Source organism: Agromyces bauzanensis, assembly GCF_014645655.1.
Taxonomy (GTDB): Bacteria; Actinomycetota; Actinomycetes; order Actinomycetales; family Microbacteriaceae; genus Agromyces; species Agromyces bauzanensis.
This window is the reverse complement of the sequence record NZ_BMMD01000014.1, coordinates 24,303-46,187: the sequence shown is the minus strand read 5'-3', so window position 1 is coordinate 46,187 and position 21,885 is coordinate 24,303. Positions and strand designations below refer to the sequence as shown.

Sequence of the window (21,885 nt, the reverse complement as noted above, 5' to 3'; positions counted from 1 at the left end):
CCTGATCGGCCCGGGCTCCACTGAACCTGCCGCACCGTGCGCGGGTTCGCCAGGCCGAACGGCCATTCGCATCGACCCCGCTTCGTCAGGGTCCATCGCCGCACCTCCTTCGCACAAGGAATCCGTCATGTCCCTCGCTTTCGCACCCGCCCACACCACCGCCACCGCCCGAACCGCCGCGGTGCGCACCGCACCCTCGCTGCCTGCTGCACCGGCCCGTCCGGTCTCGATCGCCCCGCGCACGCCGAGCGACGCCCCGCAGCCGGGCCCGGTTCCCATCCAGCAGGGCGCCCGTCCTGCCGCACCCCGTGTCCGCGCCGTCCCCGAGGGCACCGAAGCACGTGGATTCGTGCTCTACGTCGGCATCGACGACGCCAAGGCCGGTGCGGATGGCACCACGCTGCACCGCATCGTCGAGGCGCTGCGCGCCCTCACCGCCGACATCGCGCCGTCGGCCGAGACCTACGCCGCCGTCGCCCTCGCGCCAGAGGGCGCGGGCGGCCGCGACGTCGACGTCGTGCGCCTCGCCCTGCAGGACCCGGCGGCGCTCGCCAAGCGGCGCCAGGAGCAGGGCCTTCACGACGACAGCGACCGCCACCCCAACGGCGTCATCATCGACATCTCCCGCAAGCGCGTGCTGCTCGACGGCGAGGCGGCCGGGCTCACCTACAAGGAGTTCGAGCTGCTGCAGTACCTCGTGCTGCGCGAGGGCCGCACGATCGATCGCCACGAGCTCATCGCGAACCTCTGGGATGCCGACGACGAGGCGCCCAGCGAACGCACCATCGACGTGCACGTACGGCGCCTGCGGTCGAAGCTGGCCCACTACCAGGACATCGTGCGCACCGTGCGAGGTGTCGGGTACCGGTTCGACCGGCACGCGGATGTCTCGATCCGCCAGGCCTCGACGCCGTCGCCCGACGTCTACTGATCGCGTTCGGCACGGCCGAGGCGGGCGGCATTGCCGACCGGGTCCGGTGTCGGTGATCCAAGGCCCGGCCGATCGCGGCATCGAGACATCCCAGGCCGTTCCGCTTCACCCCTCCAGATCTGGACGCGAAAGTTCCTCACGAGTAGCGTGTGCACCAACTCCCGACCCCATACAGGAATTGGAGCAGACGATGCAACGACGCACGTCCATTCTGGTATCCGTCGTGGGTGCGATCGCACTCTCGACACTCGGCATCAGCGCACCCGCAGCCGCCGACCCCGACCATCAACACGGTGGCGATGAGGGCCACCTGAGCGGCTCGGGCGCCTGGGGGAACATCGACCTTCTCGACGTGGTCGACCTCACCGACACGCCCGATCTGATCGCTGACGTCACGGTCTCGCCGGACGGCGATACCGCCTACCTCGCCAACTGGGGCGAGCCCGACTGTGCCGGCCCGGAGACCGGCGGAATGAACAGCCCGGATGCCGGCGCGTACATCGTCGACATCTCCGACATCGAGACGGATCCGGAGTCCGCCGAGCTGATCGGGTTCATCCCCTCACATCAGGACACACGGCCCGGCGAGGGCATGCAGGTCGTCGAGATCACCACCGCGTCCTTCAGCGGCGACATCCTCGTCATGAACAACGAGGCGTGCGGCAAGAACGGCAAGGGCGGTGTCACGCTCTACGACGTCAGCGACCCGTCCGACCCCAAGAAGCTCTCGGCGAACTTCGGCGACCGCAGTCCCGGCGACCGCGATACGCATCAGATCCACAGTGCGTTCGCGTGGGACGCCGGCGACCGCGCCTACGTCGTCCTGGTCGACAACGAGGAGTTCCCCGACGTCGACATCCTCGACATCACGAACCCGCGGCGACCCGTGCTCGTCGCCGAGTACGACCTGAACGACTTCGACGTCGCCCAACCGGAACTCGGACTCGATGAGTCGTTCCTGCACGACGTGGTCGTCAAGCAGATCGATGGCGCATCCATCATGCTGCTGTCGTACTGGGACGGCGGGTACGTGCTCCTCGACGTGACGGACCCCGCGAACGCCGACTTCCTCGGCGACACCGAGTTCGCCGACGTCGACCCGGAACTCCTGGAGTCGCTCGGGGTCTCGCTGACTCCCGAAGGGAACGCGCACCAGGCCGAGTTCACGCTCGACGACGCGTTCTTCATCGGCACCGACGAGGACTTCGCGCCGCACCGGACCGACGCGCTCGAGATCACGAGTGGCGCGTTCCAGGGCGAGTATCCGTCCGTGATCGTGCCCGGCGGACAGCCGCCCGCGTACCTGGATGACCTGACCCTCAGCGGCCCGGTCGTGTACGGCGGCTACGGGTGCCCGACTTCGGCTCCGGTGCCGAGCCCCGAGGACGTGCCCGGCTACCTCGACCTGCTGCAGCCCGGTGACGAGCAGATCCTCGTGCTCCAGCGTGGCCCGACCGGCGACCCGAGCGCACCCGAAGGAGCCTGCTTCCCAGGTGAGAAGGCGCACGAGGCGGCGCTCGTAGGCTGGGACGCGGTGCTGTTCGTCCAGCGGCACGTCACCCCCGATGACGCGTTCTGCGGCTCCGGTGCCTTCGTCGACCCCATCGTCGCGGTCTGCACCACTCACGACGCGTTCCACAAGCTGTTCAACGAGCCGCCGTTCGACCCGGCCCAGTGGACCTACCCGGAGGACATCGCCATCGGGCAGATCGGCGAGCGGATCCAGGTGGGCTCGGTGTTCGACGGATGGGGCTACGTGCACCTGTTCGATCGGATGTCGCTCGAGGAACTGGACACCTACGCGATCGATGAGGCTCACGACCCGGACTACGCCTTCGGATTCGGGGACCTCAGCGTGCACGAGGTTGCGACCGATCCGCAGGACGCGTCGCTGGCATATCTCTCGTACTATTCGGGCGGTCTCCGTTCCATTCAGATCATGTGCGGCGGTGCGCCCTACGACCCGGCGAACCCGCCGGCCGACACCGGTGACTGCCAGCTCGTGGAGGTGGGCGGGTACCTCGATGAGGCAGGCAACGACTTCTGGGGCGTGCAGGCCTTCATCGGAGAGGACGGTCGCACCTACATCCTGGGCAGCGATCGCGACAGCGGCCTGTGGATCTTCACGGTGACCGAATGATCTGAGGGGATCCGGCGCGGGGTCGAAGGCGAGGAAGCGCCCCTCCGACCCCGCGCGGTCGCACGGGAGGGTCTCGGCGGGTGTGTCGCGCCGAGGCCAGCCCTAACCGATGAGCGGCACGATCGCCATCACGCCGGTCATGAGGCCCATCGCGGACGCCTCGACGACGCCCACGACGGGTAAACGGCGCCACAGCGACCTCGGGATGAGCCATAGCGTGTACGCGACGAAGCCGGCCGCACCGCCGAGCGCGGCCACGACCGGCGGTGAGAGAGCGGCGTGGCCGGCGTGGGCGGATGCCGCGGTGCCGCCGTGCGCTGCGATCGAGACGACGAGCAGTCCCGCGCTCACCACCAGGCCGAGCGCGCGGTGCAGCTGCATGTGGCGCCCGTGGGATGCTGCCGCTGCGTCACCGGTCGTGCGCCTCCGAAGGCCGAACGCTCCGGCGATGCCCAGAGCGAGGAGCAGCGCCGACCACACGAGCGGCGGCACCAGCGGCCAGCCCGCCGACATCGCGAGCATCGCCGCGAGCATCGCCACCGCGGGCACGACCGATCGGGCCCTGCCGCGGCGGTCGCCGACCGCGCAGCAGAGCCCGATGGTGGCGGGGAGCACCGCGGCGAGGTGGAGCACCTCGACCATCTGCAGGTCCTAGTGGCCGTGGTCGTCGAGGCCGTGGCCGCCGTGCTCCGCGTGGTCGTGACCCGCGTGCCCGGGGTGCTCAGCATGGTCCTGACCCGCGTGTCCACCGGGTGCGCAGTGCGCCGCGGCACCCGGGGCCGGGATGTTGAGCGCGGGGTTCCTCCCGAAGAACCCGTGCGGCTTCAGCGTGAACTTCGCGTAGTCGACGGGCATGACGGGCCAGTCCTCGGGTCGCGGGAAATGCGTCGGCCCGAACGTGTGCCAGACCACGATGTCCTCGCCGTCGATGGGGCGGTCGCCCGCCGTGAACGCTGTGATGCCGTCGCCCCCGGGGTTCTGGTGCACGAAGTCGCCCGCCGCGTAGCGCTCTGCGGGGTCGTACTGCGTGACGAACAGGTGCTTCGTGGCGAACTCGGCGCGCTTCGCGATCGACGAGGCCTCGTCGGCGAGCAGCACCGGCGACTCGGTCGGGTAGAGCGCGTACGACGTCGGCCGGCCCATGCGATTGCGCCGCTCGGTGTTCGAGATGAACCAGGCACGCGAGACCGAGGCATCCGCCACTCGCCCGGCACCCTGCTCGCTCGTGAGCCGCGTGACCTGCTTGGTGAAGGCGTTGCCGTGCTCGTTGCCCGCGCCCATCGGCACGCGCGCGACATCGACCTCGTCGACCGCGTTCGACAGGCCGTCGACCATCATGTCGAGCCGCGCGCTGAACAGGTGCTGGTGGTACGGCCCGCCGAGGCCGGGTGCCACCTCGCTCGCGAACGGGTAGTCGTTGCCGTCTGCGTCGAGGCCGGGATATGCCGACGTGAACAGGATGCCCGTGAGCTTCGCCTCGCACTCGATGGTGCCGTCGAGGTAGAGGTACCAGAAGAACCCATAGTCGTAGTTGCCGACGGTGGTGAAGAAGCTGATCACCAGGCGACGGGAGCGGCGCACCTCGTTCGATCCGGTGAACATGTCGGAGTGCTTCCAGAGGGTGCCGTAGTCCTCCTCGTGCATGCAGATGCCGTTCTCGATCGTGAACGGGTTGCCGAGCTCGTCGGCGAGCACCGCATCGAAGTACCTGATCTCGCCGACGCAGTCGCAGCCGAGGGCGAGCGTATTCGTGAATCGGCCGAACAGGTACTCCCCCGTGTCGAAATAGTTCTGCCAGAACCGCACGGGCGACGGGTCGCCGTAGGGCACGAGCATCTCGTTGATCGACGCACGGTAGATGATCGGGCGCTCCTCGCCGGCATCCGTGAACGACAGCTGGCGAAGCACCAGGCCCTCGCGCGTGTCGAAGCCGACCTGGAAGCGCCAGTTCGCCCATGACACCCACTCGCCGTCGACCGTGAAGCTCGGGCCCTCAGGCTGCGTGATCACGATGGGCTTCAGCGTCGTGAGCGGCTCGCCCTGCACGACGGGGTCGTCGAAGTTGCCGCTCTCGGCCGGGATCTCCATGATGCCCGCGTCGACGATGCGGGTGACCTCGCGGTTCGCGGCATCCACGTAGGCCGACAGGCCGTCGACGGGGTGCGCCCACGGGTGGTCGCCGGGGTGGTCCTGCCGGAAGGCGAGCACGCGCAGGATGCGGCGGCCCTCCTCCTCGGGGTGGCCGTAGTAGCCCGCTGACAGCGGCACGCACACCACGTTGTCGGGGGTGCAGCCGCGCAGCGCGAGCGCGTCGACCCAACGCGGATCGGCGGCGACGATCTCGCCGATGGCCTCGAACTCCTCGATCAGCACGGGAAGCTGGCCGTGCGAGCCGTCGAGTTCGAACGTGGAGACGATCTCGCCGCTCGTGAGCGACACGATGCCGTCGGTGGAGCGGCCCGTGGCCATGTCGAGCAGCAGCGCGCGTACACGGCGCTCGGGCAGCGGCCCGTCGCCGTCCTGCCAGGCGAGCACCTCGCGCTTGTGCGGCTCGTCGAGCCCCACGTACGCGAAGCGCGTGGTCGGGGTGAAGTCGGGCGCGGCCGAGACGATGTCGCGCACGCGCAGGAACTCGTCGGCGGTGAGGCTCGAGAGCGGGTGCGCGTCGCTCGGCGCGGTGGCGGACGGTGCGGCGACGGGGTCCAGGATGGTCATGCGTGGTTCCTTCGATCGGTTGGGGTCGGGGTGCGCGGGCGGGGTCGCGGGGGCGCGGTCGGGGCATCCGCCCTGCATCGGATGCCCCGTCCGCGTCACCCGCCGATGGCCGCCGTGATGCGTTCGTAGGCCTGCGGGTCGCGCGCCTTGAGCAGGAGCGCCTGCACATAGCCGGCGACCGGCACGAGGAGGATGACCGCGATGAGCGAGAGACTCAGTGCGCCGAAGGTCGGCACGCCCGTGGCGTCGACGTCGCCGACGAGCATCGGGAAGTACGCCGTGATGACGACCGCCGAACCGACGAGTCCGACGAGTCCGAGCGCCGGCGCGATCACCGTGTGCCAGAGACTCGCGACGCCGCGCCGCTTGCGGGTGAAGTACACGATCACGGCGATGCTCGTGATGGCCATGAGGATCGCGATGGCGAGGGTCGCGACGCCGGCGAACCACGTGAATACCTGCAGCACCGGGTCGAGGCCGAGCACCGCGAAGGCGATCACGAACACGCCGGCCGTGATCGTCTGCACGAGCGACGACGTGTACGGCGAGAGGTGCTTGTGGTGCACGTCGCCGAGCCGGTGCGGCAGCACGCCCGCGGCCGACATCGAGTGCTGGTAGCGCGTGATGACGTTGTGGAACGAGAGCACGCACGCGAACATGCTCGTGATGAGCAGGATGTTGATGACGATCTCGCCGATGGGGCCGAGGTAGTTCAGGGTCGTGATGATCACCATCGCGCCCGGGTCCTGCGCGGCCACGTCGACGACCTCGCTCGGCCCCCAGGCCATGACGAGCCCCCACGTGGCGAGCGTGTAGAAGATCCCGATGCCGATGACCGCCACGTAGGTGGCGATGGGGATGGTGCGGCTCGGGTCCTTGGCCTCGTCGCGGAAGATCGCGGTCGCCTCGAACCCGATGAACGCCGCGATCGCGAACATGAGCCCCACGCCGGGAGCGCCCGACACGACGTTCGCCGGCTCGAACGGGGCGAGCGAAAGACCCTCCGCGCCACCGGAGAACACCACCGCCGCCACGAGCGCGAGCACGATGAGAATCTCGCCGACGAGGAGCACGCCGAGCACCTTCGAGCTGAGTTCGATGTGGCGGTAGCCCAGGATGCCGACCGCGCCGATCATCGCGAGCGCATAGAGGTACCAGGGCAGGTCGAGTCCGCCGAGGCCGGCGATGGTCACCTCGAGGATGTACCCGAGATAGCCGTAGACCGAAACCTGGATGGTCGTGTACGTCAGCAGGGCGAGGTAGGCCGTGGCGAGGCCCATCGGGCGTCCGAGGCCGTAGCCGACGAACGTGAAGAACGCGCCGGGGCGCGGCACGTGCTTCGCCATGGTCGCGAGGCCGACGGAGAACAGCAACAGCACGACGGCCGAGATCGCGTACATCGCCGGGAATCCGACGCCGTTGCCGAGGAGGATGCCGAGCGGCGCCGCGCCGCCGACGACGGTGAGCGGCGAGGCGGCGGCGACCACCATGAACACGATGGCGGTGACGCCGAGCGACCCGGTGAGGGTGCGCCCGTGCGGGGTTCGGTCGGTACCGGCGGAGACGCCGGGCGACTGGTTGGTTGCGGTCATGTCAGCTCCTGCGTGGACGGGAATGGGAGTTCCGCAAGCCTTCCGGGCCGGTGTTGCCTCGACGTGCACCGGTCGTGAAGTGTGCCGCACGACGAGTGAGACGGATGCCTCCCCGCCCGTCTCATTTCGCGGTCACGCGCTCGAAACACACCCGCGAGCTGCACGAAACTGGCGGCACGTACCATCGACTCCCTCCCCCGACCAGCGAAGGGACCACGGCATGGATGCACTCGCGCGCGCGATCGCCCGGCCCGAGCCCGTCGCCGGGCTCGCCGACCGCTCGCCGCTCGCGGGGCTCGCGCGCCGCAGCGTCGGATTCGCCGACGTGCTCGCCCAGTCGGTGTCGGCGGTGGCGCCAGCCGGCGCCGCGTTCACCACGCCGCTGCTCGTCTCGGCCCTCGCGGGCGGCATGAGCCTCCCCGCGCTCGCCGCGGCGCTCGTGATCGCCCTTCTCACCGCGTCGACCATCAACGAGTTCACCCGGCGCATGGCTGCGACGGGCTCGCTCTACACCTTCGTGGCACGCGGACTCGGCAGCGCCGCGGCGTTCGTCGCCGGCGTCGGGCTCCTCATCGGCTACGGCTTCATCGCGATGTTCGCCCTCGCCGGCGCGGGGTACCATCTCGTGCTCCTCGTCGCGCGGCTCCTCCCCGTCGCGATCGACCCGATGCTGCTCGCGGCCGGGTCGATCGTCGCGCTCGGCGCCCTCTGCCTGGTCGTGCTCGCCCGCGGCATCCGTCTCTCCACCCGCGTGACACTGCTCGTGGAGGCGACCAGCGTCACCCTCATCGTGGCGCTCATCGTCGCCGTCATCGCGTCGAACGCCGACCGGCTGCCCGTGCTCCTGCGCCAGGACGCCCCATTCGACCCCCAGGGCTTCGCCGTCGCCGCGACGCTCGCCATCACGGCCTTCGTGGGATTCGAGAGCTCGGCGGCGCTCGGCGTCGAGGCCAAGCGCCCGTTCGCGAACATCCCCAGGGCGATCAGCTGGACCGTGCTCGTGTCGGGCGTCGTGTACCTCGGCGCCGCGGCGGCGCAGACGGTCGGGTTCGACGTCGCCGGACTGGATCCCGCCTCGAGCGCCTCGCCCGCGAACGACCTGGCTGCGGCATTCGGCGTGCCGTGGGCGGGCCTCGTGCTCGATGTCAGCATCGCGACCTCGCTGATTGCGTGCGCGGTCGCGTCGTCGACCGCGCTGGTACGCGTGCTGTTCTCGATGGGCCGCGAGGGTCTGCTGCCGCCGGCGCTCGGCACGACGCATCCGCGATACCGCACGCCGCTCGTCGCGACCCTGGTGGCCCTGCCCGTCGTGATCGTGGTGCCGTTGGCGGTAGTGTTCCTCACGGGGAGCGTGTGGACCGCCATGACCGTGCTCATCATCTTCGCCGCGGCCGGGTACATCCTCGCCTACGTGCTCGCGTGCGTCGCGGCGCCCGTGTTCCTGCACCAGATCGGCGAGCTCGGCTGGTGGCCGGCGATCAAGGCCGCGGTCGCCGCGGTCGCGTTGAGCGGCGTCGTGCTGCTCTACCTCGCCGAGGAGAGCCACGGCGCCCGCGCGTTCGGGGTCTGGGGCTTCCTCGCATTGCTCGCCGCCGGGATCGCCGTCTACTGGGCGCGCCTGCTGCGCCGCCCGTGGCTGCGCCATGCCATCGGGGTCTACGACCATGCCGTCGCCGGTGACGTGCTGGGCGGGATCCCCGAGGCGGAGTGGGTCGACGACGCGGGGCCGGCGGATCGCCGTGGCCGGTGAACGCGGGGCCGTGGAGAGCGGGCTGCACGCGCGGCAGCCCAAGGCGATCCACAGCGCGTTCACGGTGCTCGAGGAGGTCGCCCGTTGCGGCCCCGGCATCACCGCCCGCGAGATCTCGGCGAACCTGCGGATGTCGCGGGCCACGGCCTATCGCCTGCTGAACCTGCTCGTGCAGGAGGAGTACCTCGTGCGCCTCGGCGACCTGTCGGGGTTCGCGCTCGGACGCAAGGTCGCGGAGCTGGTGCACGTGGTCGCACCGCCCCGACCGCCGCAGGCGGTGCGCGACATCGTGGCGTCGGTGCGGGAGCACCTCCGGGGCGGGGTTCACCTCGTGGGCTATGCTGGGACGGCTCTGCGCATCCTGGATGAGGATCCCGACTACCGGCTCACCGACGCTTCGAGACTGAGTCGCGAGCTCGAGAGCTCGGCGATGGGCAGGTTGCTGCTCGCCGACCTGCGTCGTGAAGCCGACGCCGACGCCGGCGACGGCTTCGTGGCCGAGACGATCGCGCGCGGGTTCGCCGTGCAGACCGGCTCGTTCGATCCGGCACGCGGATGCCTCGCCTTCCCGATCCGCGATGGCGACGGGCGGCTCGTGGCGTCGCTCAGCCTCTGCACCGCGAAGGAGCGGGTGGAGCATCCGGGCCGGCTGCTCGACGAGCTCAGGGACGGGGCGGCGCGGCTCGGTCCGCTGTTGTCGTGACCGATTCAGTGGGCACGACGCCTGCGTCGCTCGCGACCGCGCCGATGATCGCCGGCGCGGTGACCCACCACAGGGCCCGGCGATACGCCCGCCAGGCGATGTTGCGGGCCAGGCTCCACGCGATGAGGTAGGCCGCCAGCGGCACGACGCCGCCCACGGCGGCCGCGGTGCTTTGGATCATGCCCGTTGTGCTCGGGGTGTCGGCGAGTAGCGAATCGGTACGGTAGATCCCCGCAAACCAGAAAAGGCGACCGCGCTGAGTGCGAGGAGGCCGAGGCCGATGCGGCCGCCCACCGTGCGGATCTGCGATCGCACGGCGAGCAGCAGCGTCGTCGCACTGACGGAGAGGCAGACGAAGGAGAGGGACATCAGCCACCCCCACCCACCCAGCTGGTACTCGCTGATGAACCGCCACGACGGGTCGAACTCGGGCTCGATCGCGTGCAGCATGACGAAGATCAGCACGAAAGCCCCCACGGTCGCGGCCGACGTCACGGCGAGCGGCTTGGATGCGGCGGTGAGCGGCCCCGTGACGACGTTGCTCTCCGGGATGCGGAATCGCGTGCTCACGATAGTCACCTATTGGCGGCCGGCAGGGCAAGAAACGTCGCGATTTCAAGCAGCCCGCAATTCGTCAGAAAAATCACAGAACGATAACTAGACGCCGTTACCGATCCGTTATATATTCGGTTGTGCACCGGCTGTTTGCTGTGGCGGTTGGTGCGGAATGTGATTGCAGGACACTCTTGGTGCAAGGGAGAGGGCCGGTCGTCAGCCTCTACGACCGGCCCTCAACCGTTCCCGGAGAAGGTTCCCTATCCTTGGATCACGTCCGCTGATCCGGCGAACGACATCGAGGGGAGCACGAGTGGCCGATCGCGCACTCACGGTCGCCGCATGGGAGTCGCTGTTCCGCGCGCAGGTCACGATCCTCCGCGCCCTGGCAGCCGAGTTCCCGAGCGACATCATCTCGCTGAACGAGTACGACGTGCTCTTCAACATCTCGCGGGCGCCGGGGAGGCGCCTCCGACTCAAGGACCTCAATCGCTCGGTACTCATCACGCAACCGAGCGTGAGCCGGCTCGTCGACCGACTCGCGGGACGCGGGCTCGTGGCGAAGACCCCCGACCCCGCCGACGGTCGCGGCACGATCGTGGCGCTCACCGAGGAGGGGTTCGCGCTCTTCCGCCGCGTGGCCCTCACCCACACGAACGCGATCACCCGACACGTCGGCGATGCGCTCGACGACCAGGAGCTGCGTGAGCTCATCGATCTCTGCGATCGCCTGCGGCGTTCGGTCGGACCAGAGCTCGCCGACGGCTCGACCCCAGTTGCCGACGGCGGTGCACGCGAGCGCCCCTGACGAGGAGCGGAACGGTGGGGCGGGAACCCTACCTCCCACCCCACCGCGGCCCCAAGGAGGCCATTTCCCGCCGAGCGACCCGAACTGAGCTCGACGAGGACTTCCCGAGGGAGCGACCGGAGTCGATACCCGGGCTCGCCGGTGCGGGGCGAACCCGTCGGGTCGGGCCGACTCGGGTTGCTCGAATCGTAATCGCGGCCCGCCCGGGCGTGCACCGCCCAGAATGAGGGGCAGGAGACGCTCGCCGCCGCGCGGTCGTCGGGCGGCGCGGCGGATCAGGGCCAAGAGACGGAGTCGTCGTAGACGCCCGGATGGCGACGCAAGTACGCCGAGATGAACGGACACCTCGGCACGATGACGTCACCTCGGGCGACCGCTTCGTCGAGCACGTGCTTGGCGATGCGGCTGCCGAGCCCTTTGCCCTCGTGCTCGGGGAAGACCACTGTGTGGGTGAACGTGATGCGGCCCGGGCTGGTGCGATACTCCGCGTATCCCCCGAGCTCGCCGTCGAGCTTCAGCTCGTAGCGGTTCGCCGCCTCGTTGCGGTCGATCGTGATGTGGGTCACGAGAACTCCTGTCCGGTCGTCGGATGCCTCCGGCTGGGGCCGCTCCATGATGCGACACACCCGTTACGACGATAGCGGCACCATGATCATCCAGGTCCAGGGGGTTCGTCCGCGCCGTCGCCTGCCCGCCGCAGCGCGCGCTGCACGTCGCGGAGCGCGCCCGAGCGGCGCGCGGAGCGGGCGGGGGGCCGGCGTGTCGGAGTGCCCCCGCTGCGGGTCGCCGGTCTCGTCCGACCCGCCGCGGCGTCGTGCGATGCACCCGGGTGCGGCGCCTGACGAGTGGGGGCGAGGTGACGGCGGCCCGCGGCATCCGGATCATCGGGGTTCGCGTGGGTGATGGCCACGAGCGCGATGAGCCAGGCGAAGACGAGTGCGAAGGCCACGACCTCGAACACCGTGAGGTTGAAGACGCCGACGACGTCGTAGAGCACCATCGCGGTCACCTCGAGGCCGATCGACGCGTACGAGGCCGCGACCAGCTCGCGTGGGAGCGATCGGGCCCACGCCTGCACGCCCACGCAGAGCACGGCGAAGGCCGCGGCCGCACTCAGGGCGGCCGCGTTGTGCAAATCGGTCGGCCCGTCGATCGGCATGAGGCCCACACCCATGAGGCTCACGCCGATCACGACGATGAGCGCCCGCATCGTGATCAGGCCGCCCCGGCGCACACCGAACCGCGGCGCCAGCAGCGCTCGGGTGAGGCTCGCCGACATTCCCGCCATGCCGGCGCCCGAGAGGATCACGGCGACGTTGAAGCACGCGGCGGCGATGTCGTCGGAGGTGCCCAGCGTGCTGAAGTTGCGAGTCCACCATTCGCCCGTGGGCGTGATGCTCATGCTGGCGAGGCTGCCGGTCGCGAGCAGCATCGCCACGAGGTTGAACGTGCGGTACGCCTCGTGCTCCATGGCGTGCCGGTGCAACCGGTACGTGCCGAACCCCAACGCGGATCCGAGCGCCACCGCCACGACCGCGGGTCCTCCGGGCACCACGTCGAACGCCGCGCCTGTGAAGTGCACCGCGAGCACGGCGATCGCACCCCACACCAGTCCGATGGATCGGGCCCGGGAATCGCGTCCCAGGCCCGGCAGGTTCAGGCGTTCGATCACCGAGACCCCGGTTCGCGAACCCGATGCCACGACGAGTCCCGCGCCGATGGCGGCGCCCATCGCGATGGCTGGGAGCGCCCAGACGACATCCTCCCCGTGCAACGCGAACCCGGGCATCCGCGACCCGTCGTGCCTGATACCGAACTGCGAGGTGAACTCGTGGAAGATGACGATCGTGATCGCGAAGGCGATGAGCAGCGCGTACGTGCGTCGGATGAGGCGCCCGCCCCTCATCGCGGGTACGACGAACTGCCGATCGTGTCCCCCACCACCGGCCATCCGAGATCCGGCCGCGCGCCCTCGCCGACGGTCCATCCCTCTTGACGATGCCGAGTCACCCCCGGCCCGCGCACCCCTCATATCCGAACTCTCGATCACGGGCATCAGACGTGTGCCGAGCATATCCGGGCGCATAGCCATTCACCATCGGCGGATTCGACGAGGCACGCCGATACTCGGCGGATTCCCAGCGAGCATCCGGATGTCGCGGCGTGCGCGCACCCCCATTCCGACGCCCGCCCTTCTGCGGGCCCGGTGCCAGGGAATACAGAAGGGGCCCGCTTTCGCGAGCCCCTTCGTACTGTCTCAACCAGTGTGCGCCCGGAGGGATTCGAACCCCCAACCTTCTGATCCGTAGTCAGATGCTCTATCCGTTGAGCTACGGGCGCATGGCTTGTCGCCGGGCACTCTCGTGCACCACCGGCAACCCCGACACTCTATCCCAGACGCGGGTCGGGCGCCAATCGACGGCGCCCGAGCTTCTCAGCCGGCGTGTTCCGGCCGCAGGGCGTCGAGCGCCACGAGCTGACGCCGGTTCGCGACCTGACGGTACGACGTCTCGATGAGCTCGGCGAGGAGCTGCCAGTCGGTGTGTCGAGCATCGAGGTCGGTGCCCACCCAACGCGCGCGGCCGTAGTAGGGCACCCCGTAGAACCGACCCTCCTCGAGGAGGGCGAGGTGCTCCTGAGGGTCGGTCTTCACGACGATCGAGAACGGATTCTCGGCCGTCGCCGCGACGTGCACGAAGATCGGCTTCGCCGCCCGGAAGGTCGGTCGGCCCCACGCCTCGACCTCGACCACCTCGGGCAACTCGAAGCAGATCCGCCGCACCCGCTCGATGAGCGGATGCTCCGGATCGACGACCTGCGGATGCCCCACGCCGGCCAGCCTAACGCGGGCCTGCGGCTTCAGTCGGGCCGGCGGCTTCCTGCTGAGCGACTCCGCCCCACGCCGTCGAGGTCTGACCGCGACGAGCTCGGCGGCGTAGCTTGAGGGAAGCGGATGCGACGAGGCATCCGCGCAATGGAAGGAGCACCACCATGGAGAAGTCGATCGGTTCTCCCGGGCCGACGACGGAGGGCGGACCCGACGCCATCACAGCCGAGACCGACGCGCGGCACATCGCGCGCGATGTGCCGCCACCTGTCGGATACGAGGGCACGGTGCTCTCCGACCCGGACGCGGGGACCCGATCCGTCGACCCGCTCGACCCGCGGGCGCCGAGTCGCGAGACGGCCGACCCGCTCGACCCGGACGGCCACGTCATCTGAGGCTGGGCGGCTAGAGTCTCGCCATGGGCAAGTTCATCTACAACTCCTCGTCGCGCGAGCTCGAGATCGACGACCGCACGCTCGCACACCTGAGGGTGGCGGTCCTCAACAAGCTCCGCCGTTCCGAGAGCTTCTCCATGACCTGGGAGCACGGCGTCGAGAAGGGCAGTGGTCGTACGACGATCTGGCTGCACGAGTCGATCCCACTGCAGTTCGTGTTCAGCGGCAATCGGCCGCCCAAGCTCAACCGGCTGTGGATCGAGCAGCTCCTGCTCTCGGCGAACAGCACCGCCGGACTGCAGTTCGTGCCCGAGCCCGACGAGGACGACCCGATCGACGAGTGAGCCTCAGTCGACCGGCTCGACCTGCGTCCGCACGAACTGCTGCTCGGCCCCCGACAACCGTGCGGGCGCGCCTGCGCCAGTGACCGACTCGATCTCCGCCGCGGTCTTCTCGTCGATCGCGGCATCGAGCGCCGCCAGGAGGCGGTGCTTCGACTCGATCGAGAGGTGCGGCCACCACCGCTCGATCGCCACGCGCTCGGATCCGTTCGCCAGGTGCTCCGTTCCGCTCCCGCTGCCCATCGCATCCCCCTTCCAGTGCCCACCTCCCGTCTAGCAGCCGGTTCCCGACGAGGCAACCCCCTCGCCAGGTGACGACGCGGCTGCCTACCGTGGCTGGCGGACACCGACGTGGTGTCCGGAACGGAGGATCACCATGAGCACGACCCTGAACGCGTCGATCGAGGTCGACGTCCCCGTGCGCGTCGCGTACGACCAGTGGACCCAGTTCGAGTCGTTCCCCGAGTTCCTCGGTGGCGTCGACTCCGTGAAGCAGATCGATGACTCGCTGACCCACTGGGTCGTGTCGATCGGCGGTGTGAAGCGCGAGTTCGATGCCGAGATCGGCGACCAGGTGCCCGACGACCATGTCGCGTGGCGCAGCCTCGGCGGCGGAGTCATGCACCGTGGTCGCGTCGAGTTCACCCCCAAGGGCGCTGACGAGACGCAGGTCGACTTGGAGATCGAGTGGGAGCCGGAGGGCTTCGTCGAGCACGCGGGCGCCGCACTGCGGCTGGACGACCTGCAGGTGAAGAGCGACCTCAAGCGGTTCAAGGAGTTCGTCGAGCACCGCCGAGCACCGACGGGTGCCTGGCGGGGCGAGGTCCACGGCGGCGAGGCACGCCCGACTCCGGGAACGACCCGCACGACGGGCACCACGGGAACGACCGGCACGCTCGGGACCGACCCCGACCTGAACCTCTGACGATGAGGGCGCCGCTCGACGCCCGATGACGAGCTGAACGGGACGCAGGCCTATGCGGTCTGCGTCTCGTTCTCCTTGCTACGGCCGCCGTGAGCCTTGCCGTCGCCGCGGGACTTGCTGACCTCCTGCACGTCGACGCCGACCTGCACCGGCTGGTCGGGCGTCGTGGCGATCGGATCGGTGTCGAGGTGCTCGGGGACGAGCTGCACACCACCGGTGCTGTTGGCCGACCGCATCAACTCCTCGATCCAGCTGCGGCTGAGTTCTGGCGCCTCGGGTTCGTCGAACACGAACCGCAGCGGGATGGACGGATGCAGCCAGAGCGTGCTACGGCCTCGGGGCTGATCCTCCGTGTGCTGCCACGACAGCGTGAAGCTCTCGCCGCGCCGCAGCTTGGTGGTGATCGCGATCTTCAGATGCGCGAGCGCCCGATCTTCGATGCCGATCGGCGTTCCGGAGTCCCCGTAATACAGCGTGCCCACGGATCGAGCATACGCCCCTCGCGCGAGGGCGGGACGGGACCTTCGGCCGCCCCGCGCGCAAGAGCGGGCGGCCCGAGGGCCGCCCGCTCGAAAGCACCTGCTCCGGGGATCACACCGTCCGGTTCCCGCCGATGTAGCGCACGAGGAACACGATGACCGCGATCACCAGGAGCGCGAGGCCCACCCACAGCAGGAAGTTGAGCGTGGGAACGACGCCGCCCGTGATGAGCAGGACAATGGCCGCGATGGCGATGATGGCGACGAGGATGTTCATGATCTCTCCTTCACATGATCCGCACTCGTGGTGACGAGGCGGACGGCGGCCCCACCCGTTGGCCGGGCGGAACCAGGAGACGAGGGTACGTCTCGTGTCTCCGACGGTATTGGCGACCGTCCGCAGGTGACTAGGGGTTGACCCCCGTTCTCGGGGCATGGTACCCGCGCCGACCCTTCGATCCGCATGATCGCGCGGATCCCGAGGGATCTGCGATCCCGCTCCCAGCGGCGTGCGGCGTCGCGCACCGCGGCGGTGGTCGGGCGATGGCACCTGTCAACCCCCTGCCGCGCCGGATGCGCACGCGTAGCGTGGCACGGGACCGTTGGAGTTCCAGATGACCAGTGAACCGCTCACCGATCCGACCACGAAGCACACGACGGATCCCTTCCCCCGCCAGGAACAGACGCCTCCCGGGCTCACCGATCGCATGGCCCCCCAGCCCGACCACGGTGAGTACAGCTACCGCGGCAACGGTCGCCTCGAGGGGCGTCGAGCCCTCATCACGGGCGGCGATTCGGGAATCGGCCGTGCCGTGGCCATCGCCTACGCCCGAGAGGGCGCCAAGGTGGCGATCGCCTACCTGCCGAGCGAACAGGTCGACGCAGAGGAGACCGCGAGCTGGATAACGGATGCCGGCAGCGACCCACTGCTGCTGCCCGGAGACCTGCGCAGCGAGCAGCACTGCAAGGAACTCGTCGAGTACACCGAGCAGGCATTCGGCGGAATCGACCTGCTCGTGCTGAATGCGGCGCACCAGCGCAACCGGGGCGGCATTGACGAGATCCCGACGGCGGACTTCGAGGCGGTTGTTCAGGTGAACCTGTTCGCGCCGGTGTTCCTCGCGCGTGCGGCCGTCCCGCTCATGGACGCCGGCTCGAGCATCATCACGACGACGTCGATCCAGGGCTTCGACCCGTCGACCGAGCTGGTGGACTATGCCATGACGAAGGCGGCGCTGGTTGCGTTCACGAAGGCGCTGGCGGAGGAACTCGGACCACGCGGCATCCGAGTGAACGCCGTCGCCCCGGGACCGATCTGGACGCCGCTGATCCCGTCGACGGGCTGGCCCGACCATCTGCCGGAGTTCGGCCGCAACACGCCGCTCGGCCGCGCCGGGCAGCCGGCGGAGCTCGCGGGCGCCTACGTCTACCTGGCGTCCGACGACGCGTCCTACGTGTCGGGCGCGGTCGTGCCGGTCACCGGCGGCCGCGGACTCTGACACGCCACACGACCAAGCGAAGCCGGATCGGGAAGCGCACACAGGATAGGGAGGAACGCCATGCCGGGACGCAGGAACTCGTCGCTGAAGGACCCGAAGCTCTACGAGGAGCTCCGCAAGGACGGCGCGTCGAAGGAGAAGGCCGCGCGCGTCTCGAACGCCGCCGCCAGCCGTGGCCGCAGCAGCGTCGGCCGCAAGGGCGGCAAGGCCGGCGACTACGACGACTGGACCGTCGACCAGCTGAAGAAGCGGGCCAAGGAGCTCGGCCTCAGCGGGTACAGCAGCATGCGCAAGTCCGAGCTCATCTCGGCACTGCGCAACCACTGAGCCGCGGATGCCGCGCCTCAAACGGGTCGAACCCTATTTCTCACCCGGGTTCACCCGGGTGAGGCGCGGACCCGGCTTCACGTACGTGCACACCGACGGCGGAACGGCCGGCCGCGCCGAACGCGCGCGCATCGCCGACCTTGCGGTGCCGCCAGCGTGGGAGGACGTGTGGATCGCGGATGCCCCGAACGCGCATATCCTCGCCGTCGGGGTCGACGCGGCGGGTCGACGCCAGTACCTCTACCACCCCGTGTGGCGCGAGCGGCAGGACGCCGAGAAGTTCCTCCGCATGACGGCGCTCGCCGAGGCGCTCCCGCTCGCTCGCCGCGGCGTGCGACGAGACCTCTCCCGCGACGAGCTGCCTCGTGAGCGGGTGCTCGCCGCGGCGTTCCGCACGCTCGACCTCGGCGCCATCCGCATCGGCTCGGAGGAGTCGCTCGCCGGCTTCAAGAGCCGCGGCCTCACGACCCTGCTCGTGCGCAACGCCGCCCTCGACGACGACGCGACGGTCCGCTTCCGGTTCCGGGCCAAGGGCGGCATCGCACAGGAGGTGCGGGTCGTCGATCCATCGCTCGCCGCGTTCGTGCAGCGCGCGGCGGAGCGGTCGGCGGCTGCGCGGCTCTACGCCTGGTGGGAGCGGCGTCGCATGCGGCCGGCCCTCCCCGTGGACGTGAACGAGGACATCCGGGCCCGCACCGGCGGCGGGTTCACCGCGAAGGACTTCCGCACGCTGCGCGGCACGATCGCCGCAGCCGACCGGCTCGCCGACCTCGGCCTCGAGAGCACGGCCCGGGCACGCGGGCGCGCCATCCGGGAGGCGATCGAGCGTGCGAGCACAGTGCTCGGCAATACGCCGGCCGTCGCGAAGGCGAGCTACATCGACCCTCGCGTGTTCGCGGAGTACGAGCGCGGTCGGCTCATCTCACGGCGCGGCGAGCGCGAACGTGCGCTCCTCGCCCTCCTCGTCGAGGATGGGGAAGACGGCTGAAACGATCAGCCGGTGACGGGTTCGGACCGCGCGTCCGCCAGGTGGTCGGTGTCGATGTGCTCCTCGACGAGCATGATGCCGCCCGTGCTGTTCGCCGAGCGCATGAGCTCCTCGACCCAGTCGCGGCTGAGCTCGGGCATCTCGGGGTCGTCGAACACGAAGCGCAGCGCGATCGACGGATGCAGCCACAGCGTGCTGCGCCCACGAGCTTGGTCTGCGGGGTGCTGCCACGACAGCGTGAAGCTCTCGCCGCGACGGAGCTTGGTGGTGATGGCGACCTTGAGGTGCGCGAGCGCGCGGTCGTCGATGCCGATCGGCGTGCCGGATTCGCCGTAGTAGAGAGTGCCCACGATATAGAGTACCCCGCGGACGCGGGGCACTCGGCGCGCGTTCTCACTGTTCGAGAGCGACCTCGTCGGGTGACTTGTCGGGCCGGAGTCCACGCCACCGTGGATGCCGCGCCACTCCGGTGCGGGTCCACTCGCCGAACTCGATCTCGCCGACGAGCTCGGGCCGCACCCACACCGCGTCCGCGACATCCGCCGCCGGCACCTCCACGAACGGCGACGTCTCCTGGCGGCGTGCATCGAGTTCGGAGAGGAGCCGCTCGGCCTGCAACTCGCGCAGACCGCTGCCGACGCGGCCCGCGTATTCGAGCCCGTGCTCGCCGGGGATGCCGACGAGGAGCGAGCGGATGCGCCCCGTGCGCGTGCCGATGCCCCGGCGGTACCCGCCGATGACCACCTCGTGCGTCGTGGTGACCTTCAGCTTCACCCAGTCCGCCGACCGTGCACTCGGCCGGTATGACGAATCGGGACGCTTCGCCACGATGCCCTCCAAGCCGAGCCGGCGGCTCTCCTCGAGCGCCTCCGCTGGCGGGCCGGACGCCTCGGCGGGCACCTCGATCGGTACCCCGCGGCGCGGCCGGACGAGTCGGCGCAGCAAGGCACGGCGCTCGCGGTAGGGCTCGTCCATCACGGGCGCGCCACCGATCTCGAGCACGTCGAAGAGCAGCAGGCGCACCGGTACGGATGCCGCGACGCGTTCGATCTCGCGAGCGCGTGTGAGGTTCATCCGTCGCTGGAGGCGTTCGAAGCTCGGGCGCCCGACGGCGTCGAGCGCGACGATCTCCCCGTCGACGAGCGCATCCTCGGCGAGCACCTTCGGCAGCGCCGCCAATTCGGGATAGCGGGCGGTGACGTCGTTGCCGTTCCGGCTGAACAGGCGGATGCCGCCCTGCGCCCTCGCGAGCACGCGGATGCCGTCCCACTTCCACTCGAGCGCCCACTCCTGGCCTGCCAGCAAGGCGAGCGTGCCCGCCGTCGCGAGCATAGGCCGCTCGATGATCGGCCCCGGGGGCTGAGGGGCCGACGAAGGAGGCGACTCGAAATCCGCTTCCGCAGGCGGGTTTCGAGACGCGTCCGGCTCCGCCGGGTGCTCCTCGACCCGCGAGTCCGCCGGGTGCTGGTCCTTCATGCGGTGCAGCAGCCACGTGCTCTTCTCGCCCTCGCCGTCGGTGCGGATGAGGGCGAGCCGCACCTGCCCGAGCGGGCCGCCCGGCCGTCCGTCGAGGTCGACGATGATCTCGTCGTCGCGCCACTTCTCGGTCTCGTACGTGCCGGCATCCCAGATCGTGACCGCGCCCGCGCCGTACTCGCCCGCCGGGATGGTCCCCTCGAACGAGCCGTACTCCATGGGGTGGTCCTCGGTCTGCACCGCGAGGTGGTTCGTGCCTGCGTCATCCGGAACGCCCTTCGGCACCGCCCAGCTCTTCAGTACGCCGTCGCGCTCGAGACGGAAGTCGTAGTGCAGCCGGCGAGCGTGGTGCTCCTGGATCACGAAGGTCGGCTCGCCGCCGCCCGAGCCGCCCCAGCTCGAATCGGGCATGGGCTCCGGCGTGACGCCGGTCTTGCGCATCGAGAGATAGGTCGAGAGTGGTCCGCCGTGCGTGGCGGCCGTGAGGGCGGCGAGCGGGTCGTCGCCGGATGCCACGCGCTCGAGCACCTCCTGCGCCTCGAGGTGGCGCAGCTCCGGGTCGTCGAGCTCCTCCCACGTGCGCGGCGCGGCCACCGTCGGACGCGGGCGTCCGCGCAACGAGTACGGCGCGATGGTCGTCTTCTTGCCGTTGTTCTGGCTCCAGTCGATGAGCACCCGGCCCTCGCGCAGCGACTTGCGCATGTTCGAGACGATGAGCTCGGGGTGATCCGCCTCGAGCGCCCGGGCGAGCTCGCGGGCGACGGCGGAGACTTGCTCCGACGTCTGGCGACCGTCGACGGCGGCGTAGAGCTGCATCCCCTTGCTGCCGCTGGTCACGGGCCACGCCTCGAGACCCATGCCCGCGAGCAGCGCGCGCACGAGGCGCGCCGCCTCGGCGCACTCGGCGAGCCCCATGCCGGGGCCGGGGTCGAGGTCGAACACGATCCGGTCGGGATTGGCGGGGTTCCCCCGCGGGTCGAACCGCCACTGCGGCACGTGCAGTTCCAGCGCGGCCTGCTGCGCGAGCCACACGAGTGTCGCCCGGTCCCCCGCGATCGGGTACGTCTTGGATCCGTCGGAGTGGTGGATGACGCCGCGGCGCACCCATCCGGGCGCATGCTCGAGGTTCTTCTCGAAGAACGCCGGCTCAGGGGCATCCGCCGTGCCGACGCCCTGGACCCAGCGCTTGCGGGTGATGGGCCGACCCGCGACGACGGGCACCATGACCTTGGCGACCTCCGCATAGTAGGAGATCACCTCGCCCTTGGTCATGCCCGTCTCGGGATACATGACCTTGTCGAGGTTCGTCAGCCGGAGTCTCCGGCCATCGACCTCGACGAGCTGGCGCGTTTCGGCCATGTCCCAATCCTTCCCCCTTCCATCGCCGAACGTTAACGATCGGGTCGGATCCGGCGGCGCTACCGGTCTCACTCG

Annotated in this window: 23 protein-coding genes, 1 tRNA gene and 1 pseudogene; 11 read left to right on the top strand and 14 right to left on the bottom strand. The window is 69.9% G+C overall.

Features of this window, described 5'->3' with window-relative positions; genetic code table 11:
• Nucleotides 1-127: 127 nt before the first annotated feature.
• Both IEX31_RS12460 and IEX31_RS12455 read left to right on the top strand, forming a co-directional pair.
• Nucleotides 128-931, top strand: coding sequence for a winged helix-turn-helix domain-containing protein (locus IEX31_RS12460; protein ID WP_188743756.1), 804 nt, complete (start codon nucleotides 128-130; stop codon nucleotides 929-931).
• A gap of 190 nt (nucleotides 932-1,121) precedes the next feature.
• The gene (locus IEX31_RS12455) at nucleotides 1,122-3,071 is read left to right on the top strand and encodes an LVIVD repeat-containing protein (RefSeq protein ID WP_188743755.1); all 1,950 of its coding nucleotides are present in this window, start codon (nucleotides 1,122-1,124) and stop codon (nucleotides 3,069-3,071) included.
• A gap of 102 nt (nucleotides 3,072-3,173) precedes the next feature.
• Here the strand turns inward: IEX31_RS12455 and IEX31_RS12450 are convergent, their stop codons facing one another.
• The 3 genes from IEX31_RS12450 to IEX31_RS12440 all read right to left on the bottom strand — a co-directional run bounded on the left by IEX31_RS12450 (nucleotide 3,174) and on the right by IEX31_RS12440 (nucleotide 7,378).
• Entirely contained in the window at nucleotides 3,174-3,713 is a 540-nt protein-coding gene (locus IEX31_RS12450) for a hypothetical protein (RefSeq protein ID WP_188743754.1), read from the bottom strand.
• Between the two features lie 9 nt (nucleotides 3,714-3,722).
• Nucleotides 3,723-5,786, bottom strand: coding sequence for a primary-amine oxidase (locus IEX31_RS12445; protein WP_188743753.1), 2,064 nt, complete (start codon nucleotides 5,784-5,786; stop codon nucleotides 3,723-3,725).
• 95 nt (nucleotides 5,787-5,881) lie between these two features.
• Complete coding sequence (locus IEX31_RS12440; RefSeq protein WP_188743752.1) at nucleotides 5,882-7,378, bottom strand: APC family permease; 1,497 nt, start codon at nucleotides 7,376-7,378, stop codon at nucleotides 5,882-5,884.
• A 220-nt stretch (nucleotides 7,379-7,598) separates the two neighbouring features.
• Between IEX31_RS12440 and IEX31_RS12435 the strand changes: the two genes are divergently transcribed.
• Both IEX31_RS12435 and IEX31_RS12430 read left to right on the top strand, forming a co-directional pair.
• Entirely contained in the window at nucleotides 7,599-9,128 is a 1,530-nt protein-coding gene (locus IEX31_RS12435; protein ID WP_188743751.1) for an APC family permease, read from the top strand.
• Complete coding sequence (locus IEX31_RS12430; protein WP_229662329.1) at nucleotides 9,118-9,831, top strand: helix-turn-helix domain-containing protein; 714 nt, start codon at nucleotides 9,118-9,120, stop codon at nucleotides 9,829-9,831. The genes IEX31_RS12435 and IEX31_RS12430 overlap by 11 nt, the downstream gene beginning before the upstream one ends.
• Here IEX31_RS12430 and IEX31_RS12425 read toward each other — a convergent pair.
• Nucleotides 9,791-10,012 carry a hypothetical protein gene (locus IEX31_RS12425; protein ID WP_188743749.1) on the bottom strand — a complete coding sequence of 74 codons (222 nt, stop codon included), beginning with the start codon at nucleotides 10,010-10,012 and terminating at the stop codon, nucleotides 9,791-9,793. The two genes, IEX31_RS12430 and IEX31_RS12425, sit on opposite strands and share 41 nt — an antisense overlap.
• Nucleotides 10,009-10,401, bottom strand: a complete 393-nt coding sequence (locus tag IEX31_RS12420) for a DUF998 domain-containing protein (RefSeq protein WP_188743748.1) — start codon at nucleotides 10,399-10,401, stop codon at nucleotides 10,009-10,011. Before IEX31_RS12420 ends, IEX31_RS12425 begins: the two co-directional genes overlap by 4 nt.
• A gap of 298 nt (nucleotides 10,402-10,699) precedes the next feature.
• Here IEX31_RS12420 and IEX31_RS12415 point away from each other — a divergent pair, with 298 nt between their 5' ends.
• Nucleotides 10,700-11,194, top strand: a complete 495-nt coding sequence (locus IEX31_RS12415) for a MarR family winged helix-turn-helix transcriptional regulator (protein WP_188743747.1) — start codon at nucleotides 10,700-10,702, stop codon at nucleotides 11,192-11,194.
• 275 nt (nucleotides 11,195-11,469) lie between these two features.
• On the opposite strand, the gene IEX31_RS12410 is transcribed toward IEX31_RS12415, so the two are convergent.
• The 4 genes from IEX31_RS12410 to IEX31_RS12395 all read right to left on the bottom strand — a co-directional run bounded on the left by IEX31_RS12410 (nucleotide 11,470) and on the right by IEX31_RS12395 (nucleotide 14,024).
• Complete coding sequence (locus tag IEX31_RS12410) at nucleotides 11,470-11,808, bottom strand: GNAT family N-acetyltransferase (protein ID WP_188743807.1); 339 nt, start codon at nucleotides 11,806-11,808, stop codon at nucleotides 11,470-11,472.
• 38 nt (nucleotides 11,809-11,846) lie between these two features.
• Nucleotides 11,847-13,100, bottom strand: a complete 1,254-nt coding sequence (locus tag IEX31_RS12405; RefSeq protein WP_188743746.1) for a hypothetical protein — start codon at nucleotides 13,098-13,100, stop codon at nucleotides 11,847-11,849.
• A 361-nt stretch (nucleotides 13,101-13,461) separates the two neighbouring features.
• A tRNA-Arg gene (locus tag IEX31_RS12400) sits at nucleotides 13,462-13,534 on the bottom strand.
• A gap of 94 nt (nucleotides 13,535-13,628) precedes the next feature.
• Entirely contained in the window at nucleotides 13,629-14,024 is a 396-nt protein-coding gene (locus IEX31_RS12395) for an MmcQ/YjbR family DNA-binding protein (RefSeq protein WP_188743745.1), read from the bottom strand.
• 161 nt (nucleotides 14,025-14,185) lie between these two features.
• Between IEX31_RS12395 and IEX31_RS12390 the strand changes: the two genes are divergently transcribed.
• Together IEX31_RS12390 and IEX31_RS12385 are read left to right on the top strand one after the other, a co-directional pair.
• On the top strand, nucleotides 14,186-14,416 hold the full coding sequence (locus tag IEX31_RS12390) for a hypothetical protein (protein ID WP_188743744.1): 231 nt from the start codon (nucleotides 14,186-14,188) through the stop codon (nucleotides 14,414-14,416).
• Between the two features lie 23 nt (nucleotides 14,417-14,439).
• Nucleotides 14,440-14,760, top strand: coding sequence for a DUF7882 family protein (locus IEX31_RS12385; RefSeq protein ID WP_188743743.1), 321 nt, complete (start codon nucleotides 14,440-14,442; stop codon nucleotides 14,758-14,760).
• 3 nt (nucleotides 14,761-14,763) lie between these two features.
• Here IEX31_RS12385 and IEX31_RS12380 read toward each other — a convergent pair whose 3' ends face one another.
• Complete coding sequence (locus IEX31_RS12380; RefSeq protein ID WP_188743742.1) at nucleotides 14,764-15,000, bottom strand: hypothetical protein; 237 nt, start codon at nucleotides 14,998-15,000, stop codon at nucleotides 14,764-14,766.
• A gap of 133 nt (nucleotides 15,001-15,133) precedes the next feature.
• On the opposite strand from IEX31_RS12380, the gene IEX31_RS12375 reads away from it, so the two are divergent.
• Nucleotides 15,134-15,682 carry an SRPBCC family protein gene (locus IEX31_RS12375; protein ID WP_188743741.1) on the top strand — a complete coding sequence of 183 codons (549 nt, stop codon included), beginning with the start codon at nucleotides 15,134-15,136 and terminating at the stop codon, nucleotides 15,680-15,682.
• Nucleotides 15,683-15,858: 176 nt separating this feature from the next.
• Here the strand turns inward: IEX31_RS12375 and IEX31_RS12370 are convergent.
• Together IEX31_RS12370 and IEX31_RS12365 are read right to left on the bottom strand one after the other, a co-directional pair.
• Nucleotides 15,859-16,164: pseudogene (locus IEX31_RS12370) on the bottom strand (DUF7882 family protein); the annotation flags it as partial.
• A 109-nt stretch (nucleotides 16,165-16,273) separates the two neighbouring features.
• A complete protein-coding gene (locus IEX31_RS12365) occupies nucleotides 16,274-16,438 on the bottom strand; it encodes a hypothetical protein (protein WP_188743740.1) in 165 nt (54 codons plus the stop codon).
• A 337-nt stretch (nucleotides 16,439-16,775) separates the two neighbouring features.
• Between IEX31_RS12365 and IEX31_RS12360 the strand changes: the two genes are divergently transcribed.
• Genes IEX31_RS12360 through IEX31_RS12350 form a run of 3 tightly spaced genes read left to right on the top strand, consistent with a single transcriptional unit; the run spans nucleotide 16,776 to nucleotide 18,975 of the window.
• Complete coding sequence (locus IEX31_RS12360) at nucleotides 16,776-17,660, top strand: SDR family oxidoreductase (protein WP_188743739.1); 885 nt, start codon at nucleotides 16,776-16,778, stop codon at nucleotides 17,658-17,660.
• 60 nt (nucleotides 17,661-17,720) lie between these two features.
• Complete coding sequence (locus tag IEX31_RS12355; RefSeq protein ID WP_188743738.1) at nucleotides 17,721-17,987, top strand: DUF7218 family protein; 267 nt, start codon at nucleotides 17,721-17,723, stop codon at nucleotides 17,985-17,987.
• A 58-nt stretch (nucleotides 17,988-18,045) separates the two neighbouring features.
• Nucleotides 18,046-18,975 (top strand): DNA topoisomerase IB, encoded by a 930-nt coding sequence (locus IEX31_RS12350; protein WP_229662327.1) that lies wholly within the window; start codon nucleotides 18,046-18,048, stop codon nucleotides 18,973-18,975.
• Between the two features lie 5 nt (nucleotides 18,976-18,980).
• On the opposite strand, the gene IEX31_RS12345 is transcribed toward IEX31_RS12350, so the two are convergent.
• Together IEX31_RS12345 and IEX31_RS12340 are read right to left on the bottom strand one after the other, a co-directional pair.
• Entirely contained in the window at nucleotides 18,981-19,325 is a 345-nt protein-coding gene (locus tag IEX31_RS12345) for a DUF7882 family protein (protein ID WP_188743736.1), read from the bottom strand.
• A gap of 43 nt (nucleotides 19,326-19,368) precedes the next feature.
• Nucleotides 19,369-21,810, bottom strand: coding sequence for an ATP-dependent DNA ligase (locus IEX31_RS12340; RefSeq protein WP_188743735.1), 2,442 nt, complete (start codon nucleotides 21,808-21,810; stop codon nucleotides 19,369-19,371).
• Between the last annotated feature and the right edge of the window lie 75 nt (nucleotides 21,811-21,885).

Excerpts from the sequence above, each read along its gene's own strand:
- IEX31_RS12355 (WP_188743738.1), top strand. The coding sequence starts at position 17,721 with ATGCCGGGACGCAGGAACTCGTCGCTGAAGGACCCGAAGCTCTACGAG.
- IEX31_RS12450 (WP_188743754.1), bottom strand. The coding sequence starts at position 3,713 with ATGGTCGAGGTGCTCCACCTCGCCGCGGTGCTCCCCGCCACCATCGGG.
- IEX31_RS12405 (WP_188743746.1), bottom strand. The coding sequence starts at position 13,100 with ATGAGGGGCGGGCGCCTCATCCGACGCACGTACGCGCTGCTCATCGCC.
- IEX31_RS12425 (WP_188743749.1), bottom strand. The coding sequence starts at position 10,012 with ATGATCCAAAGCACCGCGGCCGCCGTGGGCGGCGTCGTGCCGCTGGCG.
- IEX31_RS12375 (WP_188743741.1), top strand. The coding sequence starts at position 15,134 with ATGAGCACGACCCTGAACGCGTCGATCGAGGTCGACGTCCCCGTGCGC.
- IEX31_RS12445 (WP_188743753.1), bottom strand. The coding sequence starts at position 5,786 with ATGACCATCCTGGACCCCGTCGCCGCACCGTCCGCCACCGCGCCGAGC.
- IEX31_RS12455 (WP_188743755.1), top strand. The coding sequence starts at position 1,122 with ATGCAACGACGCACGTCCATTCTGGTATCCGTCGTGGGTGCGATCGCA.
- IEX31_RS12360 (WP_188743739.1), top strand. The coding sequence starts at position 16,776 with ATGACCAGTGAACCGCTCACCGATCCGACCACGAAGCACACGACGGAT.
- IEX31_RS12460 (WP_188743756.1), top strand. The coding sequence starts at position 128 with ATGTCCCTCGCTTTCGCACCCGCCCACACCACCGCCACCGCCCGAACC.
- IEX31_RS12390 (WP_188743744.1), top strand. The coding sequence starts at position 14,186 with ATGGAGAAGTCGATCGGTTCTCCCGGGCCGACGACGGAGGGCGGACCC.
- IEX31_RS12380 (WP_188743742.1), bottom strand. The coding sequence starts at position 15,000 with ATGGGCAGCGGGAGCGGAACGGAGCACCTGGCGAACGGATCCGAGCGC.
- IEX31_RS12385 (WP_188743743.1), top strand. The coding sequence starts at position 14,440 with ATGGGCAAGTTCATCTACAACTCCTCGTCGCGCGAGCTCGAGATCGAC.
- IEX31_RS12440 (WP_188743752.1), bottom strand. The coding sequence starts at position 7,378 with ATGACCGCAACCAACCAGTCGCCCGGCGTCTCCGCCGGTACCGACCGA.
- IEX31_RS12410 (WP_188743807.1), bottom strand. The coding sequence starts at position 11,808 with ATGGAGCGGCCCCAGCCGGAGGCATCCGACGACCGGACAGGAGTTCTC.
- IEX31_RS12365 (WP_188743740.1), bottom strand. The coding sequence starts at position 16,438 with ATGAACATCCTCGTCGCCATCATCGCCATCGCGGCCATTGTCCTGCTC.
- IEX31_RS12435 (WP_188743751.1), top strand. The coding sequence starts at position 7,599 with ATGGATGCACTCGCGCGCGCGATCGCCCGGCCCGAGCCCGTCGCCGGG.
- IEX31_RS12340 (WP_188743735.1), bottom strand. The coding sequence starts at position 21,810 with ATGGCCGAAACGCGCCAGCTCGTCGAGGTCGATGGCCGGAGACTCCGG.